We start from the raw sequence: 23,893 nt of genomic DNA on the forward strand, positions 1-23,893 counted from the left end.
ATACGGGGGGCATAACAGAATAACAGTTCACAGGATGTATAGCTTCGTCGCCCCATCCCGACCGACATTCCAGGCGGCAGCTTTCCATCCAGGCACAGATATCCAATCCGGCATCGCGACCGAAAGTATTGCGGCTTGTGCCGACGGATATGGTCCAGTACCTTCGTCCGGTAAGGCGCGGCCCGCGCCTCCCCCCTCCGGCCGGGGAAGCATGTGACATGCGGGGCAGTCATTTCATCGAACCCACTCTGTTCGGGCACAGGCATAAGGAGGGATTGCAAGCGCTGCCTGAAAGAGGAGGGTCCAAATGAAACTGTCCGCACCGGTTTTCCGGTTGAAGCGACGTGCCAGAACACTGGCGCGTGAGGAAAAAATCCCTTTGCACCAGGCCCTTGACCGTCTCGCACGGCGGGAAGGTTTTCGCGATTAGGGGCATCTGTCCGCGTCGACGCCCGGCAACGGCCCGGCCACCGAAATGCTGGCGCGGCTTGATCCGGGCGATCTGGTCCTGCTGGGCGCGCGGCCCGGCCACGGCAAAACGCTGCTGGGTCTGGAACTGGCCGCGACTGCCGCGCGCGCGGGACGATCCGCCTTCGTCTTCACACTGGAAGACACCGAGGCTGACATATGCGATCGCCTTCAATCGCTTGGCGCCTGATACGACAATCCCTGACACTCGACACGTCCGACGACATATGCGCGGGGTACATTGTCGACCGCCTTGAACGCGCGCCGGGCGATGTTTTTGCCGTGATCGATTATCTGCAACTGCTGGACCAAATCCGCCGGCATCCCGAACTTGCCGTTCAGGTGATGCAATTGAAGGCGTTCGCGGATTCCACGGGCGCCATCATCGTCACGCTGTCGCAGATTGGCCGGTCCTTCAAGGCCGGAGGCAAACCATTGCCGGAGCTATCCGACATTCGCTTGCCAAATCCGGTCGATCTCTCGCTCTTCACCCGGACCTGTTTCATGCACGACGGCAAAATCCGGCTTGACCCCAGGCCCTAGGGCCAGCCTGTTCAGAGACATGGCCTGCCGGCTAAAGCCGGCAGTGCCCGCTCAGGCACTGTCGTCCTGCCCTGGGACGAGCGAGGATTTTGCATGGACAAGGCCGCCTGCGAAAAGACGCCGGATCGGCGGGACGGCCGAGAGCAGTTTGTAAAGCCGCGTGCGCTTTGGAAACGGATCGGCATAGCTTTGCACGGAGACAGGCTCAAGATACGGGATGGAGTCAATAAAAGCCGGCAGGCCGTCAACCGTGATCCCCCACGGCATGGGCGGAGCCGTATAGTGCCTGGTCACTTTCATTCCGTTTACTGTTTTCCGCGAAAAATAGGGTGTGATTGTATCGAAAAATATCTCGGCGCCGGGAAAACGCCGGGCGATCCGCGTCAGCAATGCGCGGACCTGATCTTCCTCGAAATACATCAAAAGACCGGAGGCACTGATGAAAAGCGGCGCGTCGTCGGGCACGGCATCCATCCAGGCCGGGTCGAGCGCCGAACACTCCACCAGCGAGGCGTGCGGATGCGACGGCAACAGGGTCCGGCGGATACCGATGGCCTCCGGCACATCGACGCTGATCCATCGCAAACGGGGGTGGTCAATCCGCCATAACTGGGTTTCCAGCCCCTCCCCCAGGGCAACGACGACCGGTGTGCCGGACGTGCGCGCGAGGAAAGTGTGAATAAGGTCGTCACAGACCCGGGCACGAATGGGATGAAACACCGTCGGTTTGCCGAAACTTGCGGCAAAGTCATAATCGATCCTGCGCGCCAGATCGGCCGACATCGGATCTTCGATCAGACGGTCCTGGCGCTGCATTTCAGCCGCGCGGTTCCAAAGCGGCCACAGCATCGTCTCCGGAACACCGGTGAGGTCGACGTGGCAGGCGGGTTCCGGCTTGTTCATGGTGCGTGCCTTTCCGGGAAGTGTCCCTATATCTGCCGGGCCGTTCCACAAGGATCGCTCAAGTAGGCGGGCCGGCCCTTGCTGGTCTGCGGCGCCGCGCTGCCGGCGCAGCCATATCCTGTCATGTCTCGGGCCGAAGCCTTGTTTTGTTCCGAGACCGAAAAATGAGCCGCCACATTTTAAAGACAGCCTTGCGGATACACTCTGATAACCCGTGCGGGCATTTCCGGTCTTTCCGCCGCCCTGCCGGCACGCTTCACGCGTTGAAACGGCGGGAACAGCTGATATCCTGTTATACCGCAAAAGCTAATCATTCGCAATTTCATATAAACCATATCAAAAAAGGATACACACCCGCCAGTCGGAAGATTTATGAGTGTAGCCGATTTCCATATGCGCGCGGCCCCTACCGGGTCATGGCATCACGCGGCGGCATCCCGAATTTACGGCGAAAGGCACTGGAAAAATTGCTTTGATGACGATAGCCGGCGAAATAAGCGGCCTCGGACACCGTCCACCCTTCCTGTTCAAGGCCTTGCCTGGCCCGGTACAGCCGCGCGTCCCTGAGAAAGGAGAACACCGACTGACCGAATGCGAGCGGGAATTTCGCCTTCAGCACACTGACACTGACGGCGGCCTCCCGGGCAAGATCGTCCAGCGTAAAGTTGTCACCCGGATTTGCCAGCATCCTGTCGCGCACCAGCAGCATTTTTGCATAATCGCGCCCCGACAGCTTGTCCTGCCGGGGCCAGGACCGTGCCTGTGTCGCCATAAGGGCACGGGCGAACAGTTCAAGCGCGCAGCTTTCGGCGAGAAGACGGCCGACACCGCCCTGTGCCGAGGGTGCGGCCAGTTCATCCGCCAAAAGCATTGACCGATGCGACATGGGCAAATGCGCCACCGATGTTGCCTTCAGCGAGGACTCAATCTGCTCGGCGATCGTCTCATCGGCAAAGTCTTCCGGCCGGGCGCGGACAAGCAGGCACCGGGCCCTCTGCCCGGCACGATACCGGCCGGCCATACGGGCGGCATCCGATACTGAAACAACCGAAGCCGTGTTGGCCTCGATAACAAGGCGCCCGTCCGCACCGAACTGGCAGTCGGTCGCCCCATCGCCGAACACCATGGCAATCGTCAAGGACCGTTCGACAACACCGTCATGCTGACTGTCGCAAAGGCTTTTCAGATCACTGACGCACAGGCTGATGCCACAGGGCAGCGACTGAAACCCGAGGCTGCCCTCGAACAGCGGCGTATCGTGATCGACGGCGGAGGGTGTGACGCTCAGATCGGTATATGTATAGCCGAACGTCTCAGCCGCATCGGAAAACGCTTTCTGTGAAAGAGTTCCATTCGCAAGCGCCACGCCATACTCCATCAACGAATAAAGAGACTTTCCCCGCCCTGCCTGCCACGGACCGGTCCCATTACCCTATCATGCCTGTGCCCCATTGCCTTCAGCATGATGCAGAGTTGAGGCAATATAAATTGATATTAAGTCTCATTATTTATTTTAACTGACAGAATATCCCACGCACTTGAGACGACATTCGTAAAATACCAGACAGTCTTTAGGGCGAACAATCTTTCAGTCAGTGAGGTTTCAACCGGGTGGCAGAGGCATTCCGCCTCTGACCGAAAAGATGTTTATGGCCGAAAGAATATTTATGGGCGAAAGAATATTTATGGCCCAAAAATATTCATGGAAAGCGTTTACTCTGCGGCAACCGGCGGCAGGTCGGGGTTGGGCTGTGGCTGGCGCGCCCTGCGTTCTTCCCGGGATACGCTGTCCGGGCGTCTGTCCGGCAGGCGGGATGCGGTTAAAAGCGTCAGCGCCCCAAGGCTCAACAAGGCAACATCCACATAGCCCGCCACCTTATGACCGCTTGTCAAAAGCTGCGGCAAGCCGCCGCCTGTGATCATCACATTCAAAACCGGCACCAGCATGAACACAAAACCGGTGGCGGCCATGATTTCCTTGGTGGCACGATAATCATTGCGCCGCAGGAAGGCGAAAATCACCGCCAGCCCAACCACACCGAAATAGGTGTAGGCGGTCCAGGCGAGACGCGTCGCCTCGGCACCGGTGTAAAGCTTATCCAATGCGAAAATGACCGCCGTGCCAAGCGGGAATCCCAGTGTCGTACCGGTCACCAGATGGCTGAGTCGCCGGTAAAAAGCCGGGCTTTTCCGGCCTGCATTGCCATAAAGACGGCGCTCGATCCACAGCATCAGACCAAAGGCCGTAATCACCGCCAGCGACAGACCAAGTATGAAATAGAGAAGCTTCAACGCAATCCCGCCAAAGGTGGCATAGTGCAGCGGCGACACCGCATTCGTAACCCGCTGGGCAGGCGTGACAGTGTCCATTCTGGAATTGGCCACACGGGCTCCCGTGACCCCGTTCAACTGGATGGCTTCCACATGTGCCAGTTCGGTGTCCGCCTCAAAATAAACGTCATAGCGCGCGTTGCTGTCCCCCCAGTTCTGGGCAAAGACGAAAGACGGCGCAAACCCGGACGTTTCCGCCCGCAGGGCTCCGACCGCCATCAGCGGATACATCGGTGCCTCAATGCCCGCGGGCTCCAGCGGTTTGCCGACCACGGCTTCGATCAGGGCTTCCTCATCCCCTTTGAATGTCAGGATGGCGACGATCGGCGCCAGGATCGCCACAACGCCCAGAAATGCCCCTGTCACCGCGATCATGCTGTAGAACGGCAATCCCCACAGGCCGAGAATTTTGTGCGTATCCTGCCATTTAAGACGGACGGACCGGAAAAACCGAAGGGTGAAAAGCTCCTGAAAAATCTTGGTATGAATCACCACGCCGGAAATGATGGACAGCATCAGAACAATGCCCGCAATACCAACCAGCGTGCGGCCGATACGACGCCCGCCAAGGCCTTCGGGCCACATCAGGTCCCGGTGGAAATCCAGCAACCATTCGGACAGCCCCGCCCCTCGTTCCGGCAACCGGGCACCTGTGGTCGTGTCCCAGCGGGCGGTAAAAAACTCGGCTTTTTCGCCTTCGGGATGCACACCGAACATTGTGGTGTAATAGGGTTCGGTTTCACTGGGGTAGGAAAGGCGCAAAAATTCAATCTCTTCGCCCGCAGCGGTCTCCTCGACCCAGGCTGTCAGGATCGGGTCGATATCAACCGGATTTTCCGCCAGTTCCAGCCGCCTTGCCGGATCCTCCCATGTCTGGATTTCGTGATAGAACAGCGCGAAGCAGCCCGTGAAACAGACGACGAAGACAAAAAGGCCGAGCACAATGCCCGACCACGAATGCAGTCCATAGATGCGGAGATGGCGCGGACGGTCCATTCATCGGCTCCTATATCATCGGCTCTGAGGTGAAGACGATCGCCGCCGACAGGGCTGTTAGTGCCATCAGGCCGATGGCAACACGCCAGGCTTTTCTGTCCCAATAGGTCCAGAACTGGAACGCAACCCATATGAACGGAACACTGAGCGCCACCCACAACGCTTTCTCCGCGAACGCTCCCGGAAATGTCATGAGAATGGCGGACGATGTGAAAATAGCCGCCAATAGGGCCCAGACGATAACACTGGTCAGTCGCGGAGCCTTCCATGTCGCCAGGCCCAGAGCGACAGCCAGGCTTCCCATGATCCCGTAGAGCATCACGCCACCCCCACCACGGAAACGGTCAGGACAGCACCCGTCAGAACAGCCACCGGTAAAGCGGTTTTCCGGTGGCTTTCCGGCCGCCAGGCTCCGAGAAACAGGCTTACCAGGCCAACCGCCATAAGCACGGCCAGCCAATAGACAACCCCGCGTTCGAACCCGTTGATGGAGGAGAACGCGACAAGGGACAAACCAGCCAGTCCCCACCCGCACATTCGCAGCCCGCGCTGCAACCGGGCTGAGGATCGGACCGCCGCATAGCCACTGCGGGCCGGATGCGCATGATAAAACGCGTAAACGGCAAGATAGAGCAGCAGCGTTGCCAAAAGAACGGTCATTTTCCCTATCCCCAAAGCCCGGCAGCCGCCGTGAACCAACAGCACGGTACAATGCGGGCCCATACAATCGATTTCAAAAGACGGCCCCGCCCATCCAATCATCTTTTATGGAAATACATATGAAAATGCAAATCATTCCTAGACCATATATCTAAGGAAGCCGGGCCGGCCAGGATCCCGCGCAGCATCACGCCCCGCCGGATCAACCTTCTGAAAACTATAAGAAAACCCTACCGTGCATGTCCCTTGAATCGCACCGGCACCATCCACGAAAGTGACTGACGGGCATGCCAGGTTACTGTATTTGGCAAAAGCCCATTACCTAAAAATGATTTTGATAATTGATTGCATATACAAGTTTGAAATGGTAACTGCATCCTCGGAAACACGGCCACATCAACGAAAGACGTAGCTCATAAAGGGTCAGGAAAATGCAGTTCAGGGGGACAGTTTTCTCTGGCGTCAGCACCATTGCCCTCATGCTTGGAGGGGCAGCGTCGGCACAGAACGGTACGGACACAGTCGCATTTGAGGACGACGGTCCCGATGTGGAAGAGATCGTCGTCCGCGGTGAAAAATTCGAACGGTCCCTCCAGGACACCACATCCAGCGTGGCCGTCTTCACCAACGAGATGATCGACCAGCAGAACTTCATCGATCTGTATGATCTGTTCGATCAGACCGCCAACGTAAGCGGCCTGTTCAACGATCAGGGCTTTACAATTCGCGGTCTGCGCAATACGGGCGCGGCACCCGGGGACCAGACCAGCGATGTCTCCACCATTTATCTGGACGGCGTCTTCATCCCCAGCAACCTGTTTCAGAATGGTGGCCTCAATCTGTGGGACATTCAAAGCGTCGAGATTTTTCGGGGGCCGCAGTCGACGATCCAGGGGCGCAATGCCCTGGCGGGGGCCGTCGTCGCCCGGACAATCGACCCCGATTATGAACTCAGCGGACGGGCGCAGGCCTCTTACGGGGAATTCAACAGCATTCGCGGATCGGCCGCTGTGTCCCTGCCCGTCGTCGAGGACCAGATCGCCGTCCGCTTTGCCGGGGACTACACCCGAACCGACGGCTTCAACGACAATCCGACATTGGGCACGGATGACGGAGACCGCAGGCGGTCGCTGACCCTGCGCGGCAAAATCCTGTTGGAACCGCAGGCCATTCCGGACCTGACGGTGCGCCTGAATTACAGCTATATCGACTCCGACGAAGGCGAAAACCGCATTGACGAGGATTTGTTCCCCGAAGAACGTATCACCACCGTCAATGTCAGGGGCTCCAACGCCGTTGAAGCCAATATTCTTTCGGCTGAAATGGAGTATGACATCAATGAGAATTGGGGCCTGACCAGCGTCACCGCCTATATCGACAACCAACTCGGGTTTCTGTTCGACGGCACCAATGACGAAACCGGGCCGGACAGTCCGGGATTTACCAACCGGGACAACCAGATTTTCAGTCAGGAACTGAGGGTCAGTTTCAGCAATGACAGTGTGGATACGATCCTGGGCGGGTATCTTTTCGACAGCAGTGAGGATTTCCTCAACGGCAGCACAAACATCATTTTAAGCGAATTTGCCTTCCCCGACCCGGCGACGCTGGCGGGCATTCTGTTTCAGACGCCGGCCCCCGACATGACGCAGATCGCAACGGCGGCGGCATTAAGGTCGGACATCGTTGCGACCTTTCCCTCCTTTCCTGTCAATTTTGACCGCAGTTCTTCCCAGGACATCCGCAATTACGCCGTGTTCGGCGAGGTGTCCTACCATGTGACGGACAGGCTGACACTGACGTTCGGCGCCCGCTACGACCATGAAGAGCTGGATCAGACCATTTTCGACAGCACCATCGTGCCCGCCTTTCCGCCCACCGGAAACCCGCTGATCGATCAGGTCGTCACTGCCGCGACGCAGCAGTTTTCAAATACGGCGGAGGTAACGGCACAGAACACGTTTTCCGCCTTTCTGCCGAAAGGGGTCGTCCGCTATCAATGGACGGATGATTTTTCCACCAGCGTCAGCATTCAGCGCGCTTACCGGGCCGGCGGACTGTCGATCAACCTGTTCAGGGCCGCTCTACAGCCATCGGAAGAAAGAGATCAGAACATTCTGGAATCTGCCGGCGTCGTCAATCGCTTCGACCCCGAATTTACCACCAATTACGAGCTGGCCATGCGGTCGCAGTGGTTTGACGGCCGCCTGACCCTGAACGCCAACCTGTTCTACGTCAGCTATGACGACCAGCAGGTCAATATACAATTGTCCAGCAATCCGCTCGATACCATCACCGACAATGTGGGCCAGTCGCGCATGGCCGGCTTTGAGATGGAAGCCTTCGCCAACCCGGTCGAGGGGCTTGACCTCTTCGCCAATGTGGGCTTCACCGACACGGAATTCACCGAAGGGGCCGACGTCATCGGCGGGGTCGATCTGACAGGCCTTGAATTTGCCTTCGCACCCACATGGACGGCGGGTGGCGGCGCCCGGTATACGCATGAAAGCGGGCTCTACGGCAACGCCCGTATCCGCTATACGGGAAACTCTTTTTCCGTCCCCGACAATGATCCGACCGCCCTCAACGACAGTTTCACCACCGTCGACCTGATCTTCGGCTATGAGACCGATATGTTCACGGCGGAAGTGTTCGCGACCAATATCCTTGATGACGCGTTTTTGACGCTGAACCCCGCCAATCCGACCCTTGGGGCCACGGCCGTGGCGGGCGACCCAAGGGTGATCGGTATCAGACTGGTGGCCGGGTTCTAGGGCGGCAATCCGCCGACTGTCGATGAACACGGTCGGGAACACGGCCGCGCCGGCCCCATATTCGCCCGATCGCCAGATAGGGTTCGTGCAGGACAGGCGATAGTGACCGGCGGCATGCAAGAACGTCCATCGCCCCCGACACACCTGTGTCCCTGCCCCGCAGAAACCCCGTTTACTCGGCCCTGGAATTCAGGACGGCGGTAAAGCCTTCAAACTCGGGAGGACCCAGATACAGCCCCGTATTGTCGCCGGCGTCCCGGTGAGCCTGCCTGAAGGCGTCCGATTTCGTCCACGCCAGAAAGGCGTCCTCGGTGTCCCACACCGTATGCGAGGCATAGAGCGTATAGTCGTCATGGCGCGGGCCGCGCACCAGTTGAAATTCCTGGAAACCCGGAACCGTGTGAAGGTGTGAGTCCCGCCTGGCCCAGACATCCTCGAAAGCGGTCTCGGACCCCGGCACAATTTTGAAGCGGTTCATGGCGATATACATTTTTCCAGCCTTTCCTGACATTGATGAAAACGAATACTGATGAAAAGCAAGATTGGCCTTTTGCCCAGAACCATACGGGAGACCATGCAGGGGTCCCGAAATCTCACCCTGCCCTTTTCTTCCCGCGTTCCCAAACCGGGTGGGGGGCCGCCTGTTTATCCACTCCGAGACGCCCTGCCATCCTGGCCGCGACCTTTTGCCCGGCATGGCGCTGCCCCTCCGTCCTCAGGCTCAGCACCACGCATGCCGAGGCAACGAGCGTTATGAAAAACACGGCCCCGACGGCAAAAACCGTCCCCGCGCTTTCCTCATGATGATGCACCAGAACAGCCGGTACGCCCAAAAGCGGGAGTGCACCGACATAAAGCGATTTAAGGGATCCCATAATCTGTCTCCGATACGGTGAAACGGTCGCGGCCCTACCCGACAAAGGCCTTTTCGACGACAAATTCGGCGGGCATCGCATTCGATCCTTCCGTCAGCCCCGCTGTGACAAGCAGCGCCCTGACATCCCGTATCATCGCGGTCGATCCGCAGATCATGGCGCGGTCCCCCTCGGCATCAAGGGGCGGCAGGCCCAGCGTTTCGAACAGCGTGCCGTTTTCGATGAATGTGGTGATCCGGCCGTTCCTGAAATAGGGTTCCCGGGTAACGCTCTCGAAATAATAGAGTTTTCCATCGGCAAGCTCGCCGAGGAATTCATGCTCCATCATTTTGCCGACCGTCCATTTGCTGTAGTCCAGCTCCGCCGCCTCGCGGCAGGTATGCGTGACGATCACCCGTTCGAATTTGTCATAGGTTTCCGGGTCACGGATCACGCTGGCAAAGGGGGCGAACCCTGTGCCCGTGGAAAACAGATAAAGATTTTTTCCGGGCTTCAGGGCGTCCAGAACCAGCGTGCCCACTGGCTTGCGTCCCAGAAGCACTTTGTCCCCCGGCTTGACCCCTTGAAGGCGTGAGGTCAAAGGCCCGTCAGGCACCTTGATCGAGAAAAACTCCAACTCCTCGTCCCAGTTCGGACTGGCGATGGAATAGGCACGCATCAACGGCTTGCCGTCCACCTCCAGGCCCAACATGACAAACTCGCCGGAGCGGAAGCGGAACCCCGCCGGCCGGCTCAGACGGAAGGAAAACAGAAAATCGGTATAATGGGTCACGGCCAGGACGGTCTCTTCCGTCGGCCCGCTGGCAGGCCGCGACAGAATTTTGCGATCAATGGTGACATTCATATTCATGGGGGTACTCAACCTTTCCAATCACGGTTGGTGATCAGGCTGCCTTACTTCCGGTGTCTAGCTGCGGTGCGGAAAATCGGGTGGCGGTTCATGATGTATTATTTTTAGGAATGATTATCAATATTAAAATATGCTCCGGCAAGATATTCGCTGGACATAATTCACTGACACCTTCAGGCCCGGTCTTTCAGGCGACGCCCGGAAACGCCCTCCCGCCCAAAGCAGGCGCACCATGCCGGACAGCGACCCCGGCATGGACGACAGCGGAAATATGTATGCATCATGCATATTTCCGGCCCCTTCCATGGCGAGTCCGTGAAGGAACGGCATCCCGCCGGGCACGGGGCCGCCCCCATCATCCGGAAAACGTTCCGATCTGCCTCATCATCTCGGCAGGCCATGCGGCCTTATGTCATCATGGCCTCGATCTGTTTGAGAATGTCGTGATAATCGGGCGTGTCCTCGGCGGCATAGTTGAAATTTTTGAACAGGCCGGTCAGACGGGTGAAATAGTCCCGCACCGCGTCCTTGTCGACAAAGGACCGTCGGCTGGTGGCGATCTGGTACAGCGTGTCGAACGTCATTTTCTGCCGTTCGAGCGGTACGGAATTGTCCACCGGGTCGAACGCGTCCTGTTGCAGATAGACCATATCGAGAAACAGTGCCTTCTGCTGGGTGACGAAATCGTCCAGCGTCACCCCGGCCTCGCCGGTCACCTGCATCATCTGCTGGACCGCGTCCCCCTGCTCCAGAAGCCGCTGCATCTCCTGTACGCGGGGGCCCCAGTCCGCGCCCAGATGTGCCTCGAACCAGGGCAGCAGTTGCTCATTGTAACGTGACCAGGACAAAAGCGGATCCACCGCCGGGTAAAACCGCTTGTACGCCCGGTCGGCCGACAGGCCGAGGAAGCATTTCACCGTCGACAGGGTTGACTGGGTGACAGGTTCGGCGAAATTGCCGCCGGCGGGCGACACCGTGCCGATCATGGTCAGGCTGCCGGTGCTGCCATCATTGGTCTCGATCACGCCGGCGCGTTCATAAACGCTTTTGATCGAGGATTCCAGATAAGCCGGGAAGCCCTCCTCGCCGGGGATTTCCTCCAGCCGGCCGGACGTCTCGCGCATGGCCTGCGCCCAGCGTGAGGTGGAATCCGCGATCAGCAGCACGTTATAGCCCATCTGCCGGTAATATTCGCCAAGCGTGATACCGGTATAGATGGACGCCTCGCGGGCCGCCACCGGCATGGACGAGGTGTTGCAGACGATCACGGTGCGGTCCATCAGCGACCCGCCGCTCCTGGGATCGGTGATCTGCGGAAACTCGTTGATGGTCTCGACCACCTCGCCCGCGCGTTCGCCGCAGGCGACGACGATCACCACATCGACGGACGAATGCCGGGAAATCAGGTTCTGCAAAACCGTCTTGCCCGCCCCGAAGGGGCCGGGGATACAGGCGGTTCCGCCCAGTGCGACGGGGAAAAACGTGTCGATCAGCCGCTGGGTGGTGATCATCGGCTCGCTGGGATACAGGCGGCGGGCATGGCCCTGTTTCAACAGGTTGCCGCTCAGCGGCCGCCGCACCGGCCAGCGCTGCGACAGGGTGACGGAGCGCTGGCGGCCCGTCCCGTCCTCCAGCCGGGCGACGACCTCGGCGGTGTGGAAACTGCCCTCCTGTATCCAGGCGACGCGAAAGGTACCGCGCCAGCCGAACGGCACCATGATCTTGTGGGTGAACCGCCCTTCCTGCACCGTGCCGAGCACATCGCCGGCCACCACGTCCGCCCCGCTTTTGACCTTGGGCACGAAGGACCATTTCTTCACCGTGTCCAGCGGTGCGACCCGCGCCCCGCGCGGCAAAAACGTGCCGTAGCGCTCCGCCACCTTCGGCAGGGGCGCCTGAAGCCCGTCATAGACCTGACCCAAAAGGCCCGGTCCCAGTTCCACGGACAGCATTTCGCCGCTCTGTTCGACCGCATCGCCCACCGCGAGGCCGCGCGTGCTCTCGAACACCTGGGCATCCGCCGTGCGCCCCCGCACCCGCAGCACCTCGGCTTTCAGATATTCCCGCTCGCCGCGCTCGTTCAGGCCGTGCGGGCATATGTGGATGACTTCATTCTTGACCAGCGAGGGGACCTGGCCGTCCGGCCCCGGCACGGCCTCGATTTCCACCAGATCGTCCTGCACGGCGACCACGCGGGCGGCCACCTGGACTGCCTCGGATGTCACGGCCATCATGTCTCTCCTTCAAATGCGATATGCGTGTAGGCGTCCAGCCCGGCATGCACCAATCCCTCGAAACGCTCCGTCGCCCGGGTCCCGTCATAACGGGCCCAACGGTCCAGAATGTCCCATTTCAGCACATAGATAACGACGGCCTCAAAATCGAAGATATGAAACCCGCCGTGGCGGTCCAGATCGCGGTAAGCCTGTTCCAGCAGCAGCCGTTCAAGCGGCAGGGCATTGTCCCGCCCGATCAGCTTGGCCGCCTGGGGCAACCACGGATATACGGTCTCCAGCCCGAAGGCCGGGCGGGTCCAGGCACGGCGGATACGGGTCAGCAGGGTGCCGAACCCCCACACAGCCCCTTTGCGCGGTGCCTCCTCGCCGCGCGCGCGCCGCCGCAGCGCCGCCACACAGGTCCGCATGTCGAGCCGGCTGCGGATAATGGACCGCAGTGTCGCGCTGTCCAGCCGGGCCAGCGCCGCCTCGCCGCGGGCGATCACATCGCCGTCGGTGGCCGCGATGGGCAACCGGCTCCAGCTTAACGCATCCTCGATCATCGCCAGCATCGCGGTATGCTCGGGCGTCAGCACCTTAAGACGGCGGTCCAGCCGCAACCGCGACAGGGGCGGCCGTTTCGCCACGAACAGCGGCCCCGGGCGCGGCAGGCCCGACAGCAGCATGACATAGGCATCGGGATCGGATGTCATGGTCCTTGGCCCTCTTTGACCTTGCTTAACAGTTTGACCCTATTTGACGATGCCTTCGAGAATGGCGCGAAAGCGCGGCTGTAGATGATCCAGCAGCAGGCCGGCTATGGCGGTGTCCGTCAGGTCGATTTCAATGGTATTGTCGGCAAGCTGAACGCTGAGACCCGCCTCCGTCTCCGGCGAGACGGAAAAGGTCACGCCCTCGCGCAGCATGTCCCGCGTCAGCTCCAGCGTCAGGCCGGCAATCGGGCCTTCGGCCAACTGGTCCGGATTGTTGCGCAGATCGGCCAGACCGACGACTTTCTCCGGCAGTACCAGTCTCACCGCGTCCTCGCCGTCCAGACCGGTGTCCCGCCGCACGCGGCCCACCAGCTCCAGGATCATCCGGGTCAGCACATCCTTGTCCTGAAGCCGTGTTTCCACAAGACGCGCCAGATCGGTGCTGAACTGGCCGACCAGATGGGCCTTCATGTCCAGAACCGTGTCCCGCATGGCGGTCTTCAGCGCCTCCTCGCCCGCCAGCCGGTAGGATTGCGCGTCCTTGCGTGCCTTGGACCGCATGCTCTCCGCATCCGCCTCGGCCTTGTCGAGGATCTGCCGGGCCTCGGCCCGCGCGCCTGCGACCAGCCGCTCGGCCTCGGCACGGCCGGCGGACACACCCTCGTCCCGCAATTTGGCGATCAGGGCATCGACACCGCTGGAGACGGGAACGGTCGGGCCTGTATCCTCTGCCATCACGCGCCTCCGGCGATGCCGGCGCTGACCACCAGCGCGAAGACAAAGGCGAACACGCCGAAACCCTCGACAATGGCCGCGGGCGCCAGCGACAAGCCGAAGATTTCAGGTTTTTCCTTCGAGGCATTGATCGCCGACGCACAGGCCCGGCCCTGCTGCACCCCGCAGTAAAGAAACGCCACGCCCGCCAGCACGCCGACGCTGAACAGCCCGGCGGCGTTTTCGGGCGTCACCGGTCGGTTCAGCGTGAACATGACGACAATGCCGTAAATCACGAATGTGGAGGGAAACGCCGATATGCCGATATAGCGGCCATACCCGCTTTCCGTATCCAGAAGGGCGCCGATGCCCGCCTGGCCCGCGATAGTACAGCCGATGGCACTGGCAATGGCGCCAAGGGCCATGGGGGCATAGATTCCCGCCCAACCAAGGGCGATCATAATCTCGGTCATAATTCAGGCTCCTTTCGGGCAAACTTGCGAAAGGCCTTTCCTTCCTCCGGAAGGCCCCATTTGTAAAATTCAATGAAATTCAGTCTCAGCCCATGCACCACGCCGCTGACGATCGACAGACCCAGGTTCAGCAGGTGACCGGCCGCCAGGATCAGGAACGCCGCCAGAACCCCCACACCGGGCAGCGATTCATGGACGCCCTTCGCCAGATCGTTGAAGGTGATCGCCAGCGATGCCCCGGCCAAGCCCAGCGCGAACAGGCGCATATAGCTCAGAACATCGCCGAACGCCCCCATCAGACCGGTCAGCGACATCAGGCCGTCCACCGCTCTGAGCACATAATCGAGCGGTTTTCTGACCACCCGCTCACTGCTGAAGAAAAACACCAGCAGCAATCCCGAAACGATCAGCCCCAGCCCGGCGGTATGACGCGCGCTGTCCGGCGCGGCCAGCCACAGCACCATCCCGCCCGCAAGAACACCGATCCAACCCAAACCGGCCAGGGCCACCGGCCGCCGCCGGTTGGCATAGGCATTCATGGCGTTGGCGATCCCGATATGCAGCACCCCGCAGACGATCGACACCCGCATCATGGTATCGAAATCATCGATCCGCAGGACGCTCAACCGGTCCAGGACCGAGCCCTCCGGCGGGCCCACGCCGAAATAACTGCCGATCAGCACGCCGTACAGGACCGAGCACCCCGCCATCATCAGGCCGAGCAGACGGTACGCCCCGCCCTTCGCCCCCCGGCCCAAACGGCGCCAGAACATCAGCAGACCGGCCAGCAGCACCAGACCATAGCCGCCATCGGCCAGGATCATGGCGAAAAAAATCGAGAAGGACGGGATCAGCAGCCGTGTCGGGTCCCAGCCTCGATAACCCGGCACCTGATAGAACATCGCCAGATCCACACCCGCCTGCATGTCATCCGGCTGGTCCAGAAGGGTCGGCGGGGTTTCCTGCGCGCCGGGGTCCTCGATCAGGCAGGCCAGCTGCATCTTCTCCGCATAGGCCCGCACATCGTCCACCGAACCCTCCGGCACCCATCCCTGCAACGTCACCAGGGCGTCACTGTCATAGGTCTGCTGTTCGGCACTGGCGAGCGAGGCGTGATTTTCCGCCTCCGCCAGATTGGCACTGAGAAGGTGGATATACCGCGTCAGCGCCTGACGCTGCGCCCGCAGGTCCTCGATTTCGATCTCGACTTCTTCCAGCTGGCGGCACAGTTCACTCAGCGGCAGGGCGCCCGTGTGGGTGCGCGGCACCGGCAAAACGTCATCGGGCGGTTCCATCTCGGACACCAGCACCACATAGGCAGCGCGGTGGCTTTTGCCGACAATCTGCCACGGATAGTCGACCGTCTTCAGCGCCGCCAGTTTGCGCAGGGGCAGGATGTAAAACCACAGGCGGTACCCGGCCAGCGTCTGGCGCGGCGGAAACAGGATATCGCCCCACGGTTCAATGGCCGCGATGCGGTGCTTCAGGAAATCGCGTCGGTCCGAGGCATCGCGCAGCGCCTGCCGCAACGCCGCCACCTCGGCGACAAAACGGTCGACGTCGAAATCGGGCGCCCGCATCACCTGACGGCGCTTGTCCGGCACCGCCGCCAGAAACCGCAGGGCCTTGTAGGCGGCATCCGCGTGCGGGGAGACCACCTTTTCAATCTCGACCGGTGTAATCCTGAGCGGCAGCAGATGCATGCAGCCCAGGGCCTGAAGCCCTTCCAGAATCGCCTTCTTTTCCGGAAAATGGCCGCACAGCGTCACCTTCTTCAGCGGAACGATCGTCATGCCCGCGCCTCCGCATGCTTGCGTTTGGCCAGTTTGGACCGCACCACCGCCGCCATATCCTGTTCCGACAGGTAAATCCGGATGCGGCGGATATTGTCCTCCGCCCTCGGGATCAGCACTTTTTCAAACAGGTTGACCCGCTGGGTGATGGTCTTGACCGCCTGCGACAACAGATCGACGCGCCGGGCTTCCACCTGCGCGCGGACCTTCAGGCGGACCACCCGCTCCAGGGCCGTCGCCACATCGTCAACCCAGTGCGGCTGCGCCATCAGCGCGTAGGCGCGGACCGCCACCTCCACCCGTTCCAGTGTCGGCAGGGTCGTGCCCACCAGATTTTCCTCGCCCAGGACCACATGTTCCACCCGCACAAGGCCGCTCAGGTCGACCCGGTCATTGGCCAGCATGGGCAACGTTGCGCCGACCGACCGGGTCACCGCCTCCACCTCGGCTTGCGTTGAGGCCAGCGCCCGCCGCGCCGCCGCGCTCAGCGCCATCAGCTGCTGGCGCTTCAGGTCCAGCGACGGCAGAAACCGCCGGTAAATGTCCAGATTTTTCGCCTCCCGCGCCAGGGAGGACTTGTTAAGCTGCAACCTCGCCATCGGCGCCCTCCCCGGCTGTCACGGGGTCGGCCGCGCCCTTCGACCCGGGACTGACATCGGACTGCGCATCCCGGGTCGGCATCAGATCCTTGGGGAAATATTTGTCGATCAGGTCCTGCTTCATCAACAGCTGATCGGGTCGGAAACACTCCGCCAGGGTCCGCCATCCCAGGTCCAGCGCCTGTTCCAGCCCCATCGAGACATTGATGTCCATGAACCGTTCCATGAACAGATCGCCGAAGCGGATCAGTTGTTCGTCAAACTCCGACAGGTCGAAGGCCATCGCCTGCTTCTGCTTGGCGTCGCGCGCGCCGGAATAAAAGCGCACCATGGTGTTCATGATCTGGCCGTGATCCTCGCGCGTGACCTTGCCGATGACATTCTGTTTCAGCCGCGACAGGGACCCGAAGGGGTCGATCACGCCGCTGTGCAGGTAAAACTGCCCTTCCGTGATATAGCCGGTGTTGTCGGGCACCGGATGGGTGACGTCATCGCCGGGCATGGTGGTCACGCTCAAAATGGTGACGGACCCGCCCTTCTCGAAATCGCATGCCTTTTCATAACGACGGGCCAATTGGGAATACAGGTCGCCCATATAGCCCCGGTTGGACGGCACCCGTTCCATCGAGATACCGATTTCCTTCAGTGCGTCGGCATAGGCCGTCATGTCCGTCAGCAGCACCAGCACACGCTTGCCCTCGTCCACGGCAAAGCGCTCCGCCACGGCCAGCGCCATATCCGGCACCAGAAGCCGCTCGACGATGGGATCGGACGCCTGATTGATGAACATCACCGTGCGCGAAAACACGCCGGCATCCTCGAACGCCTTCCGGAACACGTGATAATCGTCGAAAATCAGCCCCAGGCCGCCAAAGATGACGATATCGGCATCCGCCTGCACACCGATGCGCGCCAGAAACCGGTTATACGGCTCGCCCGAGACGGAAAAAATCGGGATTTTCTGACTTTCCACCAGGCTGTTGAACACGTCGATCATCGGCACATCGGTGCGGATCATCCGCTTCGGTACAATCCGTTCGCACGGATTGACCGACGCGCCGGCAATATCGATGTCCGGTTCCATCGACAGGCCGGGACCGCCGTCAATGGGCGTGCCGGTGCCGTCAAACACGCGCCCCATGATATTGGGGGAATATTTGACCTGCATGGGATGGCCGAGAAAGGTCACCGTCGCATCGGTGGAGACCCCCTTCGTCCCGGTATAAATCTGTAGGGAAACGATGGTGCGGTTGATATTGATCACCTGCGCCAGCGATGTCTCGCCGTCCGCATGCTCCAGCACGGCCAGATCGCCCAGACTGACGACAGGGGCGTCGTCATCGGCCGGCGGCACCGCCACCTTCAGAATATCGCCGACAATCTCCGTAATATTCGAGTAGCGCACCAAGCTGAGAACCATCGTTCTCTCCTCAAAAACCGTTCAGGGTCGGACCGTATCCGTCAAAAGCGGATCGTTATGTGACAGCCTTCTGAAAAACAGGCGGAATTTTCCGGCACCGGAACACGCTGGAAGGGCTCTTGCGCATAAAACATCCGCAAGGGACCGCCCCCTGTTCCGCCCGGATCAAGGCTCATGGGCTTTACGGCACTGTCTGCTTCCCCGAAATCAATCCTCGATATATCCACAAAATCATAACTGCGGGGCCCGGGCGGCCCGGTCGCATCGCACAATGACGACCGCGATAAGCCCAAGCGAATCCTGAGACGCATTCTCAGGCGAATCTCCGCGACACAGTCTTACGACCGGCCCGGCACCGCATTCATTGATTTATCTCTATTCTTTTCAAAATCATGCCGCCCTGCTGATGGAAACGGCCGGAACAGTGGCGTCACACGGCGCGGACACCGCGAAAAACAAGCAGGCTATCCGCCGGCACGGCAGGTCGCGGATTATCCCGCACCGTCCCCCGGCTGACCGGCCGCGGCCGAAAGCGGTGCGTCCGTCTTGATGGCCCGCATGGCAACGGATGTGGCAAACCGCTGGACGCCCGGCAGATGCGGCAGGTCACGCCGCAACAGCGTATCAAGCGCACCGATGCTCTGCGCCGCCACGTGCAACAGATAATCGGCATCGCCCGTTGTCGCGTGACAGGCCAGAATCGATGGATGGGCCAGAACCCCCCGTTCAAAGTCCGCCGATTTGCCGAAATCCACCGTGACATGAACGAACGCCTGAACCCCGAGGCCGATCCGGGCCGGGTCGACAAGGGCCTTGTAACCGGTGATGACACCGGTCTCCTCCATATCCCGGACCCGGTTCCAGCAGGGCGTTTTGCTCAATCCGGCACGGCCGGCCAACTCGGCAAAAGACATGCGTCCGTCCGCCTCCAGGGCGGCGACAATTCTCTTGTTAACGGCATCCATCCTTTATCATTCCTATACTTATGAAATTTCAGGACAATATTCCTTTATATAGCCCGAAAATAGGCAATAAAGAACAATGTTCGCAGAAAGAGAGGCTAATGTCCGTGGACATCTGTTGACGGAGCCGCTCCATGGACAAAAAAGACTATCACGCCCTGATCGAGGCACCCGAAATGCTGGATTACGGCGTTTATCTGCAATGCGACCGCCTGCTGTCCTGCCAGAAACCCTTGGCGGAACTCAGCACCGCCGACGAACTGCAATTTCAGATCGTCCACCAGGTGGAGGAATTGTGGATGAAGCTGATGGCCTTTACGCTGGCCGACGTCATCGCCTATCTGCGGGACGGCGAAACCCACCGTGTTCTCACACTGATGGACCGGGTCCACCGTATCCAGCGTCTGATGATCCAGCAGTTGGACCTGCTGGAAACCATGTCCCCCCGCGATTATCAGGACATCCGTCTGCAACTCGGAAATGGCAGCGGTCAGGAATCCCCCGGTTTCCGCACATTGCTGAAAATGCCGCAGGATATCTGGACGGCCTTCACCAAAACCTATCTGGAGGATCGCGGCCTGACCGTTGACGCCATTTATGACGGTGCCTACCAACACGATGCCAGCTATGCCGTGGCCGAGGCCCTGATCGAATTCGACGAACTGTTCCAGAAATTCCGCTGGCATCATGTGTTTCTGATCCAGCGCTCCATCGGGCTGGGCGCGAAATCCCTGAAGGGCCGCTCCGTCGACCTGTTGCAGGCCGGGGCCAAACACCGCTTTTTTCCGGCCCTCTGGGATATTCGCTGCGCCATGACCGACAGATGGGGCGGCGATCACGGTCTCGTCCGGGACTCCATCAGCGGTGGCAAGAAAGCGGCATCGTGAGCCCGGCCGATCAGTTTCATGTCCCGGACGGTATCTATCTGCTCAGCCATTCCGTGGGCTGCATGCCTTTGGCCGCTGCGCAAACACTCAACGAAACCTATCTGTCCGCATGGCGGGAAAAGGGCGGCGATGCGTGGCCGGCATGGCTCGGCCTGATCGATGATTTCTGCGGCGAAGCGGCCCGGCTTCTTGGCGGCCGGGCGGATGACTACTGCCCGCAGGCGAACCTGTCCTCCGCCCTTGTCAAATATCTGGGCACCCTGCCCGGGGACGGCACACGCAAAAAAGTGGTGATGCATGCGGACGCCTTTCCCTCCCTTGGATTTGCCGTACACGCCCTGTCCCCGGACGGTTTCGATCTGCATCTGATCGGCGCCGGACAGGATGCGGCCGACCCCGCCGTCTGGGAGGACGCGCTGGACGGTGACACGGTCGCGGCGGTCATCACCCATGTTCATTCGAACACGGGCGTTATGGCACCGGTCAGGGACATCGCAGCCCTCTGCCGCGCCAGAGGTGTCGCCGCCATTGTCGATATCGCCCAGTCTGCGGGGATCGTACCGGTGGATGTGGCGTCATGGGATGCGGATGCCGTTCTCGGCTCCTGTGTGAAATGGCTTTGCGGCGGTCCCGGCGCCGGCTTCATGTGGGTCAGCCCGGATACCGTTTCCACACTCCGCCCCCGCGATGTGGGCTGGTTTTCCCACGAGGATCCTTTTGAATTCGATATCAAGGATTTCCGCTACGCCCCAGGGGCAAAGCGCTTCTGGGGCGGCACACCGTCCATTGCGCCCTTTGCCTGCGCGCTCGGCGCTCTGCGGGTCCTCAACACTATCGGCATCCCCCATATTCGTACCCATAACCGCGCACTTTCGGCACATGTGCTGGATGCCGTGGCGAACCGTCTGCCCCACGGGCCGGACCCGGACAAAACCGGCGGGACCCTGTGCCTGACCTTCGACCGCGACACGGCGGACAGGGCCGCCGACCGCCTCGGTGCACGCGGGTGCCGGTTCGACCGCAGGGGCGACACCCTGCGCCTGTCCTTTCACATCTATAACACGGAAGAAGACGCCCTTCTGATCGGCGACACGCTCAGCCGGGCCGTCCGCCAGCCGGAATAAGGGGCCGGACGGACAGTTCTGCCCTATTCATCCCATGTCTGGTAATGGGCGCGCATATGGGCAAGGCCGTCCAGGATGATATCCTCCAGTACCGCCATGTCCACATCCGCCAGTTTGTTGATGTACAGACAGCTTTTGCCCAGCTTGTGTTTGCCGAGACGGGCCAGTTTATCGGACATGTCGCGGTATCCCGGCAGGACATAGATGCTCAGCGCGGTTTTGCGCGGGCTGAAACCGGTCAGCATGAAATCGCCTTCCCGCCCGCTGTCATATTTATAGTGATAGCGGCCATATCCGACGATACCGGGTCCCCACATCCGAGGCTTCAGGCCCGTGACCCGTTGGAAAAACTCCAACAAGGTCAGACCGTCCTCACGCCGTTGCGGATGCGCAACAGATGCCACGAAATCCGCCGGGTCGACAGCCGTGGGTTTGGTTTTATTCTCTGTTTTGGCCATGCATGGCGCCCTCTTCACACACCGGCTTGTGGAAAAAGTTTAGCACGGCCACACGTAAAAAGCTTTCCCTCCGCCTTGCCGCTGCCCGGCCCTGCACACCCTCCCAGCAGGGGACATCGGGGGTTTGGTGCGGAACCATCAATGAAAACACACTTTATAGGGGAATTTTAAAGCAGATCCGGAACCGGTTTATAAACCCAGGAAATATTATTTAATCAATTAAATCAATAATTTAGATCATTAATAATTTTTTAACTCACGCCATAATCCGGCCTTTTTTCATTCACGTAATGCCTGCACCGATCATTTTCCATGAAAGGGAATATCTCTATGACTATTGGCAAATTCATGGCAGGGGGCCTGATGGCTCTCTGTCTTGGTGCGGGTGCGGCCCCCAGCGTCCTCGCACAACAACAGCAGCAGCAGTCGCATAAATCCGGCTGGTATGGATCGCTTGGCGGGTCTCTCGGTTTCCGGTCTGATTCCAACAATTCCGGCGCTTTGACCGGGGATTTCACCACCGGTGCCGGCACCAACATTCCGGCCGGCACCGTTCTGGACAGCGGCACGGCGCTTGGCTGGAACACCGAATATGACACCGGGTTCGGCCTGAACGGCGCTGTCGGCTACCGCCTGGGCAACGGCTTCCGGGTTGAGGCGGAACTGGCCTATTTCGACAATGACGTGGATCTCCACAACGGCCTGACGGCCGGGGCCAACGCTCTGGACGGCGAAGATGCCGGCGTTCTGACAACGGGATCCGCCAATGTCGGCGCGACGGTTGGCAGCGTCATTGCCGACGGACGCGGGTCCACCAGTATTCTCGCCCCCATGCTGAATGCTTACTATGATTTCAATCTGGACAGCCCGCTCAAGCCCTATCTTGGCGGCGGTATCGGCTGGGCCATGACGGATGTGGAATTCAACCCGTCCGGCGTGGATATCGCGGATGATGACGATGACAGTTTCGCCTGGCAGCTTAAAGGCGGCCTGACATTCGACGTCAGCAACCGTGTCGAGCTGTTTGCCGAATACCGTTATTTCAACGGTGGCGACGCCAACGTCGACCTGAACCTGCTGCCGGCATCGCTGGACGTTGAAAACGAAATCCACTCCGTCGGCGTTGGATTGCGCTTTAACCTGTACTGAAACACGGACAGTTTAATTTTTTCTTGAATGATTCCGCTGCCCACTGCCGGCCGGTTCCCACTCAGTCCTTTTCCGGGGGCCTGCCGGCTCTTTTATCACGTGTTTCTGCCTGTTCACCCAGCCTCATATCTCTTGTGCATGCATGAATGCCCCGCCTCTATTCCGGCGGCATGGGCAGAATAGCATAGCGCGTGCGCCGGTCCGGATGCGTCAGCCAGCGCTCTATGGCGGCATTCAGCGCCGGCAAATGCCGGGTACACGGCCCGTCGCGCTTCATCATCATCACCACCGGGGTGACGATACGCGTCTCCGGCACCTCCCTGAAATTGCGTGCCGCGTCCATGGTATCGGCCACGACCCAGAAACTGCTCACGGGTGCGATCGTGACATCCGCACGGCGGGCCAGCAGGACACGGATCAACTGATACGGCTTGTCGACAAACAGAATCTGTTCGGGCGACCATTTCAGTTCCGGACGGGTATCCAGCACGGGCAATCCACGATACGCCGTCACGGTAAATCCGGGCTCACGGATCATCCGGGCTGTGATATCCTGCCGGCTCACCAGGGCGAAAAAAGCGTAGAGTTCACTCATGAACGGCCGTGACAGCAGAAACCGTTCTTCCCGCGCCCGGCTTTTCAGGGCGGAAAAAATCATATCGACACTGCCGGTTTCCAGCCCGGCAAGGGTACGCACCCAGGGTGTCTGTTCCAGATACTCGTAGGCAAAACCGGTATCGGCGAATATGTCGGAAACCGCATCGATCATCGGCCCGTACCGGTTGTCGCCATCGCTGAAAATATAGGGCGGCCATAAAACCGCACCGCCGACGCGGACTGTGTCGCACCGCTCATCCGCCATGGCGGGCCATCCATACGGGATCACGGCCGCCAAAGCGGCAAGCGTCGTGAAAAACAGCCGAACTATTCTACGGATCCGCCACATAATGCCACTCATTATGACGACACGGCTCCGCGCGGGCCA

Annotated in this window: 25 protein-coding genes; 7 read left to right on the top strand and 18 right to left on the bottom strand. The window is 60.1% G+C overall.

The window, feature by feature from the left end; genetic code table 11:
• Nucleotides 1–307: 307 nt before the first annotated feature.
• The 3 genes from BXY39_RS19930 to BXY39_RS19530 are packed head-to-tail and all read left to right on the top strand — an operon-like array spanning nucleotide 308 to nucleotide 1,011.
• Nucleotides 308–430 (top strand): hypothetical protein, encoded by a 123-nt coding sequence (locus BXY39_RS19930; RefSeq protein ID WP_281270016.1) that lies wholly within the window; start codon nucleotides 308–310, stop codon nucleotides 428–430.
• Nucleotides 431–475: 45 nt separating this feature from the next.
• Nucleotides 476–658 (top strand): DnaB-like helicase C-terminal domain-containing protein, encoded by a 183-nt coding sequence (locus BXY39_RS19525; RefSeq protein WP_211332256.1) that lies wholly within the window; start codon nucleotides 476–478, stop codon nucleotides 656–658.
• The gene (locus BXY39_RS19530; protein ID WP_211332257.1) at nucleotides 628–1,011 is read left to right on the top strand and encodes a DnaB-like helicase C-terminal domain-containing protein; all 384 of its coding nucleotides are present in this window, start codon (nucleotides 628–630) and stop codon (nucleotides 1,009–1,011) included. Before BXY39_RS19525 ends, BXY39_RS19530 begins: the two co-directional genes overlap by 31 nt.
• 51 nt (nucleotides 1,012–1,062) lie before the next feature.
• Here BXY39_RS19530 and BXY39_RS14000 read toward each other — a convergent pair whose 3' ends face one another.
• The 5 genes from BXY39_RS14000 to BXY39_RS14020 all read right to left on the bottom strand — a co-directional run bounded on the left by BXY39_RS14000 (nucleotide 1,063) and on the right by BXY39_RS14020 (nucleotide 5,901).
• The gene (locus BXY39_RS14000; protein ID WP_121939500.1) at nucleotides 1,063–1,914 is read right to left on the bottom strand and encodes a class I SAM-dependent methyltransferase; all 852 of its coding nucleotides are present in this window, start codon (nucleotides 1,912–1,914) and stop codon (nucleotides 1,063–1,065) included.
• 406 nt (nucleotides 1,915–2,320) lie between these two features.
• Entirely contained in the window at nucleotides 2,321–3,280 is a 960-nt protein-coding gene (locus BXY39_RS14005; RefSeq protein ID WP_170163849.1) for a helix-turn-helix transcriptional regulator, read from the bottom strand.
• Between the two features lie 347 nt (nucleotides 3,281–3,627).
• Entirely contained in the window at nucleotides 3,628–5,241 is a 1,614-nt protein-coding gene (locus BXY39_RS14010; protein ID WP_121939502.1) for a PepSY-associated TM helix domain-containing protein, read from the bottom strand.
• Between the two features lie 10 nt (nucleotides 5,242–5,251).
• Nucleotides 5,252–5,560 carry a hypothetical protein gene (locus BXY39_RS14015; protein WP_121939503.1) on the bottom strand — a complete coding sequence of 103 codons (309 nt, stop codon included), beginning with the start codon at nucleotides 5,558–5,560 and terminating at the stop codon, nucleotides 5,252–5,254.
• Nucleotides 5,560–5,901 carry a DUF3325 family protein gene (locus BXY39_RS14020; RefSeq protein WP_170163850.1) on the bottom strand — a complete coding sequence of 114 codons (342 nt, stop codon included), beginning with the start codon at nucleotides 5,899–5,901 and terminating at the stop codon, nucleotides 5,560–5,562. Before BXY39_RS14020 ends, BXY39_RS14015 begins: the two co-directional genes overlap by 1 nt.
• 479 nt (nucleotides 5,902–6,380) lie before the next feature.
• Between BXY39_RS14020 and BXY39_RS14025 the strand changes: the two genes are divergently transcribed.
• Nucleotides 6,381–8,675 carry a TonB-dependent receptor gene (locus BXY39_RS14025; RefSeq protein WP_170163851.1) on the top strand — a complete coding sequence of 765 codons (2,295 nt, stop codon included), beginning with the start codon at nucleotides 6,381–6,383 and terminating at the stop codon, nucleotides 8,673–8,675.
• A gap of 172 nt (nucleotides 8,676–8,847) precedes the next feature.
• On the opposite strand, the gene hmuQ is transcribed toward BXY39_RS14025, so the two are convergent.
• From hmuQ to BXY39_RS14090, 11 genes are all read right to left on the bottom strand, one after another.
• On the bottom strand, nucleotides 8,848–9,165 hold the full coding sequence (hmuQ, locus tag BXY39_RS14030; RefSeq protein ID WP_121939506.1) for a heme-degrading protein HmuQ: 318 nt from the start codon (nucleotides 9,163–9,165) through the stop codon (nucleotides 8,848–8,850).
• A gap of 103 nt (nucleotides 9,166–9,268) precedes the next feature.
• Nucleotides 9,269–9,550, bottom strand: coding sequence for a hypothetical protein (locus tag BXY39_RS14035; protein WP_121939507.1), 282 nt, complete (start codon nucleotides 9,548–9,550; stop codon nucleotides 9,269–9,271).
• Between the two features lie 34 nt (nucleotides 9,551–9,584).
• Nucleotides 9,585–10,394: a ferredoxin--NADP reductase gene (locus BXY39_RS14040; RefSeq protein WP_342779467.1), complete on the bottom strand. Its 810-nt coding sequence runs from the start codon at nucleotides 10,392–10,394 to the stop codon at nucleotides 9,585–9,587.
• 413 nt (nucleotides 10,395–10,807) lie between these two features.
• The gene (locus BXY39_RS14050; RefSeq protein WP_121939510.1) at nucleotides 10,808–12,631 is read right to left on the bottom strand and encodes a V-type ATP synthase subunit A; all 1,824 of its coding nucleotides are present in this window, start codon (nucleotides 12,629–12,631) and stop codon (nucleotides 10,808–10,810) included.
• Nucleotides 12,631–13,329, bottom strand: a complete 699-nt coding sequence (locus tag BXY39_RS14055) for a DUF2764 family protein (RefSeq protein WP_121939511.1) — start codon at nucleotides 13,327–13,329, stop codon at nucleotides 12,631–12,633. Before BXY39_RS14055 ends, BXY39_RS14050 begins: the two co-directional genes overlap by 1 nt.
• A 39-nt stretch (nucleotides 13,330–13,368) precedes the next feature.
• Nucleotides 13,369–14,064, bottom strand: a complete 696-nt coding sequence (locus BXY39_RS14060) for a hypothetical protein (protein ID WP_121939512.1) — start codon at nucleotides 14,062–14,064, stop codon at nucleotides 13,369–13,371.
• Entirely contained in the window at nucleotides 14,064–14,516 is a 453-nt protein-coding gene (locus BXY39_RS14065) for an ATP synthase subunit C (RefSeq protein ID WP_121939513.1), read from the bottom strand. Before BXY39_RS14065 ends, BXY39_RS14060 begins: the two co-directional genes overlap by 1 nt.
• Entirely contained in the window at nucleotides 14,513–16,309 is a 1,797-nt protein-coding gene (locus BXY39_RS14070; RefSeq protein WP_121939514.1) for a V-type ATP synthase subunit I, read from the bottom strand. Before BXY39_RS14070 ends, BXY39_RS14065 begins: the two co-directional genes overlap by 4 nt.
• The gene (locus BXY39_RS14075; protein WP_121939515.1) at nucleotides 16,306–16,908 is read right to left on the bottom strand and encodes a V-type ATP synthase subunit D; all 603 of its coding nucleotides are present in this window, start codon (nucleotides 16,906–16,908) and stop codon (nucleotides 16,306–16,308) included. The genes BXY39_RS14070 and BXY39_RS14075 overlap by 4 nt, the downstream gene beginning before the upstream one ends.
• Complete coding sequence (locus BXY39_RS14080) at nucleotides 16,889–18,328, bottom strand: V-type ATP synthase subunit B (RefSeq protein ID WP_121939516.1); 1,440 nt, start codon at nucleotides 18,326–18,328, stop codon at nucleotides 16,889–16,891. The genes BXY39_RS14075 and BXY39_RS14080 overlap by 20 nt, the downstream gene beginning before the upstream one ends.
• A 491-nt stretch (nucleotides 18,329–18,819) precedes the next feature.
• On the bottom strand, nucleotides 18,820–19,293 hold the full coding sequence (locus BXY39_RS14090; protein WP_121939518.1) for an Lrp/AsnC family transcriptional regulator: 474 nt from the start codon (nucleotides 19,291–19,293) through the stop codon (nucleotides 18,820–18,822).
• Between the two features lie 131 nt (nucleotides 19,294–19,424).
• On the opposite strand from BXY39_RS14090, the gene BXY39_RS14095 reads away from it, so the two are divergent.
• Both BXY39_RS14095 and BXY39_RS14100 read left to right on the top strand, forming a co-directional pair.
• Nucleotides 19,425–20,177, top strand: a complete 753-nt coding sequence (locus BXY39_RS14095; protein WP_121939519.1) for a tryptophan 2,3-dioxygenase family protein — start codon at nucleotides 19,425–19,427, stop codon at nucleotides 20,175–20,177.
• Entirely contained in the window at nucleotides 20,174–21,301 is a 1,128-nt protein-coding gene (locus BXY39_RS14100; RefSeq protein WP_211332258.1) for an aminotransferase class V-fold PLP-dependent enzyme, read from the top strand. The genes BXY39_RS14095 and BXY39_RS14100 overlap by 4 nt, the downstream gene beginning before the upstream one ends.
• Before the next feature lie 23 nt (nucleotides 21,302–21,324).
• On the opposite strand, the gene BXY39_RS14105 is transcribed toward BXY39_RS14100, so the two are convergent.
• Nucleotides 21,325–21,759 carry a DUF1801 domain-containing protein gene (locus BXY39_RS14105; protein WP_121939521.1) on the bottom strand — a complete coding sequence of 145 codons (435 nt, stop codon included), beginning with the start codon at nucleotides 21,757–21,759 and terminating at the stop codon, nucleotides 21,325–21,327.
• 330 nt (nucleotides 21,760–22,089) lie between these two features.
• Here BXY39_RS14105 and BXY39_RS14110 point away from each other — a divergent pair, with 330 nt between their 5' ends.
• Nucleotides 22,090–22,908 carry an outer membrane protein gene (locus BXY39_RS14110; protein WP_170163852.1) on the top strand — a complete coding sequence of 273 codons (819 nt, stop codon included), beginning with the start codon at nucleotides 22,090–22,092 and terminating at the stop codon, nucleotides 22,906–22,908.
• A gap of 157 nt (nucleotides 22,909–23,065) precedes the next feature.
• On the opposite strand, the gene BXY39_RS14115 is transcribed toward BXY39_RS14110, so the two are convergent.
• Complete coding sequence (locus BXY39_RS14115; protein ID WP_170163853.1) at nucleotides 23,066–23,854, bottom strand: substrate-binding periplasmic protein; 789 nt, start codon at nucleotides 23,852–23,854, stop codon at nucleotides 23,066–23,068.
• Between the last annotated feature and the right edge of the window lie 39 nt (nucleotides 23,855–23,893).

Source organism: Eilatimonas milleporae (genome assembly GCF_003688555.1).
Classification (GTDB): Bacteria; Pseudomonadota; Alphaproteobacteria; order Sphingomonadales; family Kordiimonadaceae; genus Eilatimonas; species Eilatimonas milleporae.

What these genes read in the sequence shown, in the direction of transcription:
- BXY39_RS19930 (WP_281270016.1), top strand. Translation starts at nt 308, where the DNA reads ATGAAACTGTCCGCACCGGTTTTCCGGTTGAAGCGACGTGCCAGAACA.
- BXY39_RS19525 (WP_211332256.1), top strand. Translation starts at nt 476, where the DNA reads ATGCTGGCGCGGCTTGATCCGGGCGATCTGGTCCTGCTGGGCGCGCGG.
- BXY39_RS19530 (WP_211332257.1), top strand. Translation starts at nt 628, where the DNA reads ATGCGATCGCCTTCAATCGCTTGGCGCCTGATACGACAATCCCTGACA.
- BXY39_RS14000 (WP_121939500.1), bottom strand. Translation starts at nt 1,914, where the DNA reads ATGAACAAGCCGGAACCCGCCTGCCACGTCGACCTCACCGGTGTTCCG.
- BXY39_RS14010 (WP_121939502.1), bottom strand. Translation starts at nt 5,241, where the DNA reads ATGGACCGTCCGCGCCATCTCCGCATCTATGGACTGCATTCGTGGTCG.
- BXY39_RS14015 (WP_121939503.1), bottom strand. Translation starts at nt 5,560, where the DNA reads ATGCTCTACGGGATCATGGGAAGCCTGGCTGTCGCTCTGGGCCTGGCG.
- BXY39_RS14020 (WP_170163850.1), bottom strand. Translation starts at nt 5,901, where the DNA reads ATGACCGTTCTTTTGGCAACGCTGCTGCTCTATCTTGCCGTTTACGCG.
- BXY39_RS14025 (WP_170163851.1), top strand. Translation starts at nt 6,381, where the DNA reads ATGCTTGGAGGGGCAGCGTCGGCACAGAACGGTACGGACACAGTCGCA.
- hmuQ (WP_121939506.1), bottom strand. Translation starts at nt 9,165, where the DNA reads ATGTATATCGCCATGAACCGCTTCAAAATTGTGCCGGGGTCCGAGACC.
- BXY39_RS14035 (WP_121939507.1), bottom strand. Translation starts at nt 9,550, where the DNA reads ATGGGATCCCTTAAATCGCTTTATGTCGGTGCACTCCCGCTTTTGGGC.
- BXY39_RS14040 (WP_342779467.1), bottom strand. Translation starts at nt 10,394, where the DNA reads ATGAATGTCACCATTGATCGCAAAATTCTGTCGCGGCCTGCCAGCGGG.
- BXY39_RS14050 (WP_121939510.1), bottom strand. Translation starts at nt 12,631, where the DNA reads ATGGCCGTGACATCCGAGGCAGTCCAGGTGGCCGCCCGCGTGGTCGCC.
- BXY39_RS14055 (WP_121939511.1), bottom strand. Translation starts at nt 13,329, where the DNA reads ATGACATCCGATCCCGATGCCTATGTCATGCTGCTGTCGGGCCTGCCG.
- BXY39_RS14060 (WP_121939512.1), bottom strand. Translation starts at nt 14,064, where the DNA reads ATGGCAGAGGATACAGGCCCGACCGTTCCCGTCTCCAGCGGTGTCGAT.
- BXY39_RS14065 (WP_121939513.1), bottom strand. Translation starts at nt 14,516, where the DNA reads ATGACCGAGATTATGATCGCCCTTGGTTGGGCGGGAATCTATGCCCCC.
- BXY39_RS14070 (WP_121939514.1), bottom strand. Translation starts at nt 16,309, where the DNA reads ATGACGATCGTTCCGCTGAAGAAGGTGACGCTGTGCGGCCATTTTCCG.
- BXY39_RS14075 (WP_121939515.1), bottom strand. Translation starts at nt 16,908, where the DNA reads ATGGCGAGGTTGCAGCTTAACAAGTCCTCCCTGGCGCGGGAGGCGAAA.
- BXY39_RS14080 (WP_121939516.1), bottom strand. Translation starts at nt 18,328, where the DNA reads ATGGTTCTCAGCTTGGTGCGCTACTCGAATATTACGGAGATTGTCGGC.
- BXY39_RS14090 (WP_121939518.1), bottom strand. Translation starts at nt 19,293, where the DNA reads ATGGATGCCGTTAACAAGAGAATTGTCGCCGCCCTGGAGGCGGACGGA.
- BXY39_RS14095 (WP_121939519.1), top strand. Translation starts at nt 19,425, where the DNA reads ATGGACAAAAAAGACTATCACGCCCTGATCGAGGCACCCGAAATGCTG.
- BXY39_RS14105 (WP_121939521.1), bottom strand. Translation starts at nt 21,759, where the DNA reads ATGGCCAAAACAGAGAATAAAACCAAACCCACGGCTGTCGACCCGGCG.
- BXY39_RS14110 (WP_170163852.1), top strand. Translation starts at nt 22,090, where the DNA reads ATGACTATTGGCAAATTCATGGCAGGGGGCCTGATGGCTCTCTGTCTT.
- BXY39_RS14115 (WP_170163853.1), bottom strand. Translation starts at nt 23,854, where the DNA reads ATGTGGCGGATCCGTAGAATAGTTCGGCTGTTTTTCACGACGCTTGCC.